We start from the raw sequence: 4,370 nt of genomic DNA, 5'->3' as shown, positions 1-4,370 counted from the left end.
CCCGCGCGAGCGATCGGGTGCTTTCGGCCGGGTTGGCCTTGCCGTCGCCGGGCAGCCAGACGGCGCCGGTCAGGTCGTCGGTGCGCATCGCGGGCCACAGCTCGCCGGCCGCGCGCGCATCGATCAGCTCGCACGCCACGCCGTAGGCGCGCGCCTGCGCGGCCGTGCGCTTCAGTTGCACGAGCCGCTCGGCGGTGCGCGCCACCGACAGTGAGCCGCAGCGCTTCCAGCCGGTAGCCAGCCCGGTTTCGGCTTCGAGCGTGGCGTACAGCTCGGTCGAATAGCGGATCAGTTGCGTGAGGCTTCGTTGCGTGCGCAACTGGCCGACCAGCCCGGCCGCGTGCCACGTGGTGCCGCACGAGAGCTGGCCTTGTTCGAGCAGCACCACGTCGGCGATGCCGGCCTTGGCGAGGTGATAGGCGGTGGAGCAGCCGATGATCCCGCCGCCGATGATCGCGACGCGGGCATGGGACGGGATGGGGGCGGACGACGAATGGCTCATGACGGATGCGGTTGGATTGCAACAAAACGCATCGTATTGCCTAAAAATGACACATTTGCGACGGTGCGGCAATCGTGCCGGGCGGCGCTGGGCGGGGAAGAGAGAAAAGGGGGAAAGGAGACGGGCGGGGTGTCAGCGGCGGCCGGCGGCCGCGGCGCTCATTCGATGTCGGTGACCCACGCGCCGAACCACTCGCTCGGGTTGGCGATTTCGTCCTGCGCGGCCACCAGTTCGAGTTCGTAGCGCCGCGCGTCGTAGGTTGCCTTGACCACCGCGTGCACGGCCGCGAGCGTGTGCTCGAACGCGGCGCGGATCGAATCGCCGCGCAGCCGCCGCGCCACGAACACCGCGCTGGTCAGATCGCCGACGCCGACCGGATGGCGCGGAAACGCATAGAGCGGGCGCTGGCCGATCCAGGCTTCGTGCTCGGTCACGGCCAGCATGTTGAAACGATCGGCCGGGCTGTTGCGGTCGTGCAGATGCTTGACGAGGATCACCTTCGGGCCGCGCCGGATGATCTCGCGGCATGCGGCCACCGCCTCGCGCACGGTTTCCACACGCCGCCCGGCCAGCTTCTGCAACTCGCTGTGGTTCGGCGCCATGCCGTCGGCCAGGCCCGGCAGTTCGTTGACGATGAATTCCTCGACGCCCGGCTCGGGCCGGATGCCGCCCGTCTGGCCCATCGCCGGATCGCAGAAATACCAGGCGTTCGGGTTCATCGACTTCACGGTGCGCACGATGTCGACCGCCGCATGCGCCTGCGCGGGCGAGCCGAGAAAGCCGGAGAGCACCGCGTCGCAGCGCTTGAGCGCGCCGATCGCGGCGATGCCGTCCACCAGTTGCTCGAGCTTCGGCGCATCGACCGCGCTGCCGGCCCAGTGGCCGTACTGCATGTGATTGGAGAGCTGGACGGTGTTGAGCGGCCAGACATTGATGCCGAGCCGCTGCATCGGGAACACGGCGGCGCTGTTGCCGGCATGCCCGTAGATCACGTGCGACTGGATGCTGAGGACGTTTTTCATGGTCGGCGGCTCGTCGCGGTGGGGTCTACGAACGATACCAAAAGTCGCTGCCGCGCGGAAATACGCGGTAAACAGCGCGTCGCCGCGCGTCACGACCGCGCCGGCTTACCGATCGTAAAATTGCGTCGGCGCCGCGCGCCGTCCCGTCCATCCTTCCGGTAGCCCCGATGTTCCCGAATCGCACGATCCCGATCCCGCGCTGGACCGCCTTCATCGCCGCGGCCTGCGTGGCGGCTGCCTTGGCCGGCGCCTGCCGGGCCGCGGGCCTCGCGCCGCCGCCGGGCGTGGCGGCGAGCGTGGCCTTGCCCGCGCTGCCGGTGGCCGACGACGACGGCCCGGCCTACGGCCCCGAACTCGAAGGCTTCGACTATCCGTATCCGGTGCATCGCTACGCGTTCGCGTCGCAGCGCGAAACGATGCAGATGGCCTATCTCGACGTGAAGCCCGCGCATCCGAACGGCCGCACGGCGGTGCTGCTGCACGACCGGAATTTCTGCGCGGCCACCTGGGAAGGCTCGATCGCGGCGCTGACGCAGGCCGGCTATCGCGTGATCGCGCCCGACCAGATCGGCTTCTGCAAATCCACCAAGCCCGCGCATTATCAGTACACGTTCCAGCAACTGGCGCACAACACGCACGCGCTGCTCGAATCGATCGGCGTGAAGGATGCGATCGTGATCGGCCATTCGACGGGCGGCATGCTCGCGGTGCGCTACGCGCTGATGTATCCGAAGCAGACGCAGCGCCTCGTGCTGCTCGACCCGATGGGGCTGGAGGACGGCAAGGCGCTCGGCGTGCCGCCGCTGACCGTCGACTACTGGTATGCGCGCGCCCTGAAGACGACCGGCGAAAGCGTGCGCCGCTACGAGCAGACGGCCTATTACGCCGGCGAGTGGTCGCCCGATTTCGAGCGCTGGGTGCAGATGCAGGCGGGCATGGTGCGCGGGGCAGGGCGCGAGAGCGTGGCGTGGAACGCGGCGCTGTTCGACGACATCAGCTTCACGCAGCCGGTGCTTTACGAGTTCGGGCAGTTGCGCGTGCCGACGCTGCTGGTGATCGGCGGCAAGGACACCGCCGCGATCGGCAAGGACGCCGCGCCGCCCGATCTGCACGCGAAGCTCGGCCGCTATGCGGAACTGGGCAAGCGCGCGCAGGCCGCGATTCCGGGCGCGACGCTGGTCGAGTTCGCGTCGCTCGGCCATGCGCCGCAGATGCAGGATCCGGTGGCCGTGCACAAGGCGCTGCTGGCGTGGCTGGCGGCGCCGGCATCCGTGCCGCCGGCTACCGGTTCAACTTCGGCTTCAACTTCGGCTGCGGCGCACGCCGCGCAGTAACCCCGCGCTCAGCCCTCCGCCGCCAGCTCGTCGCGCACCTGCGCCGTGATTTCGTACGAGCGCACGCGTGCGGCGTGATCGTAGATCTGCGCGGCCACCACCAGTTCGTCGGCGCCGGTTTGCGCGATCAGGCGGCGCAGCCGCTCGCGCACCGTGTCGCGCGAGCCGACCGCCGCGAACGACAGCGCGTGCCCCACGTTCGCCAGTTCGAATTCGTTGGCCTCGAGCGCCTCGACCGGCGGCGGCAGCTTGCCCGGCGTGCCGCGCCGCAGGTTCAGGAACTGTTGCTGCAGCGACGTGAACAGCCGCCGCGCCTCGTCGTCCGTCTCGGCCGCGAACACGTTGACGCCCACCATCGCATAGGGCTTGTCGAGCGTCGCCGACGGCCGGAACTGCGCGCGGTACACCTCCAGCGCGCGCATCAGGTAATCGGGCGCGAAGTGCGACGCGAACGCGAACGGCAGGCCGAGCATGGCCGCCAGTTGCGCCGAAAAGAGGCTCGACCCGAGCAGCCACAGCGGCACGTTCAGGCCCGCGCCCGGCACGGCGCGCACGCGCTGGCCTTCCACCGGCTCGGCGAAATAGCGCTGCAGCTCCACCACGTCGTCGGGGAACGAATCGGCGCTGCTGACCATGTCGCGACGCAGCGCGCGCGCCGTGGTCTGGTCCGTGCCCGGCGCGCGGCCGAGGCCCAGCTCGATGCGGCCCGGATACAGCGCGGCCAGCGTGCCGAACTGCTCGGCGATCACGAGCGGCGCGTGGTTCGGCAGCATGATGCCGCCCGAGCCGATGCGGATTGTCTTCGTGCCGTTCGCGATATGGCCGATCACCACCGCGGTGGCCGCGCTCGCGATGCCGGGCATGTTGTGATGCTCGGCCAGCCAGTAGCGGCGGTAATCCCAGCGCTCGGCGTGCTGCGCGAGATCGAGCGAGTTGCGGAAGGCCTGGCTGGCGTCGGCGCCCTGGGGAATCGGCGCGAGATCGAGAACGGAAAACGGGATCATGGGATGGCTTCGCAGAGTGGGGACGTGCGGCGCGGCGCGGGCGCAAGGCCGCAGGCGCATCGCGACGTCGAGTGCCGCCGATTGTGCCAAAGCCCCGCCAACCCCGCTGACGGCGCCGCGATAACCCTGCCGGGTGCAGGGTGACGGCGCGCGCCGTTGCGAGCGTGGAAACGGTGCGTTGCCGCGCGGAATGCGTGCGGCGAAAACGCGCACCGTGTGACTGTCATATTTCTTCGCTAACGTGACTCAAACGCCGGTAATGGGCCGAAATCTTTGCCGGAAACGTACGGAATCGAACGCCGAACCCACCCGCGCCGACCGTAGACTGACAAACGAGCCGCCACGCGCCATGCAAAATGCTTACGTTAACGCCCCCGCTATTGCATCGAAATGCCAATCATTTGTTTTGATTTGTGTGGAATTGGCGTTTTTGATGCTGCCTCGGCGCGGCGTTTCGGCGATCGTTGCTAAACTCGTTCCCTAATTCAGGACAGCACGGCCAGCCAGG

At 68.7% G+C, this 4,370-nt stretch carries 4 protein-coding genes; 1 reads left to right on the top strand and 3 read right to left on the bottom strand.

What is annotated here, in order from left to right; translation table 11 throughout:
* Both G3N92_RS31190 and pdxY read right to left on the bottom strand, forming a co-directional pair.
* Window positions 1–502, bottom strand: a 502-nt coding sequence (locus G3N92_RS31190) for an FAD-dependent oxidoreductase (protein WP_206131392.1), incomplete at its 3' end; no start/stop codon positions are given.
* 158 nt (window positions 503–660) lie between these two features.
* Window positions 661–1,524 (bottom strand): pyridoxal kinase PdxY, encoded by an 864-nt coding sequence (gene pdxY, locus G3N92_RS31185; RefSeq protein ID WP_206131391.1) that lies wholly within the window; start codon window positions 1,522–1,524, stop codon window positions 661–663.
* A gap of 167 nt (window positions 1,525–1,691) precedes the next feature.
* On the opposite strand from pdxY, the gene G3N92_RS31180 reads away from it, so the two are divergent.
* Complete coding sequence (locus G3N92_RS31180; protein ID WP_206131390.1) at window positions 1,692–2,858, top strand: alpha/beta hydrolase; 1,167 nt, start codon at window positions 1,692–1,694, stop codon at window positions 2,856–2,858.
* A gap of 8 nt (window positions 2,859–2,866) precedes the next feature.
* On the opposite strand, the gene G3N92_RS31175 is transcribed toward G3N92_RS31180, so the two are convergent.
* Complete coding sequence (locus tag G3N92_RS31175; protein WP_206131389.1) at window positions 2,867–3,862, bottom strand: LLM class flavin-dependent oxidoreductase; 996 nt, start codon at window positions 3,860–3,862, stop codon at window positions 2,867–2,869.
* Window positions 3,863–4,370 lie beyond the last annotated feature (508 nt).

Source organism: Burkholderia sp. Ac-20379, assembly GCF_017104645.1.
Taxonomy (GTDB): Bacteria; Pseudomonadota; Gammaproteobacteria; order Burkholderiales; family Burkholderiaceae; genus Burkholderia.
This window is presented reverse-complemented; position numbering and strand designations above follow the sequence as displayed.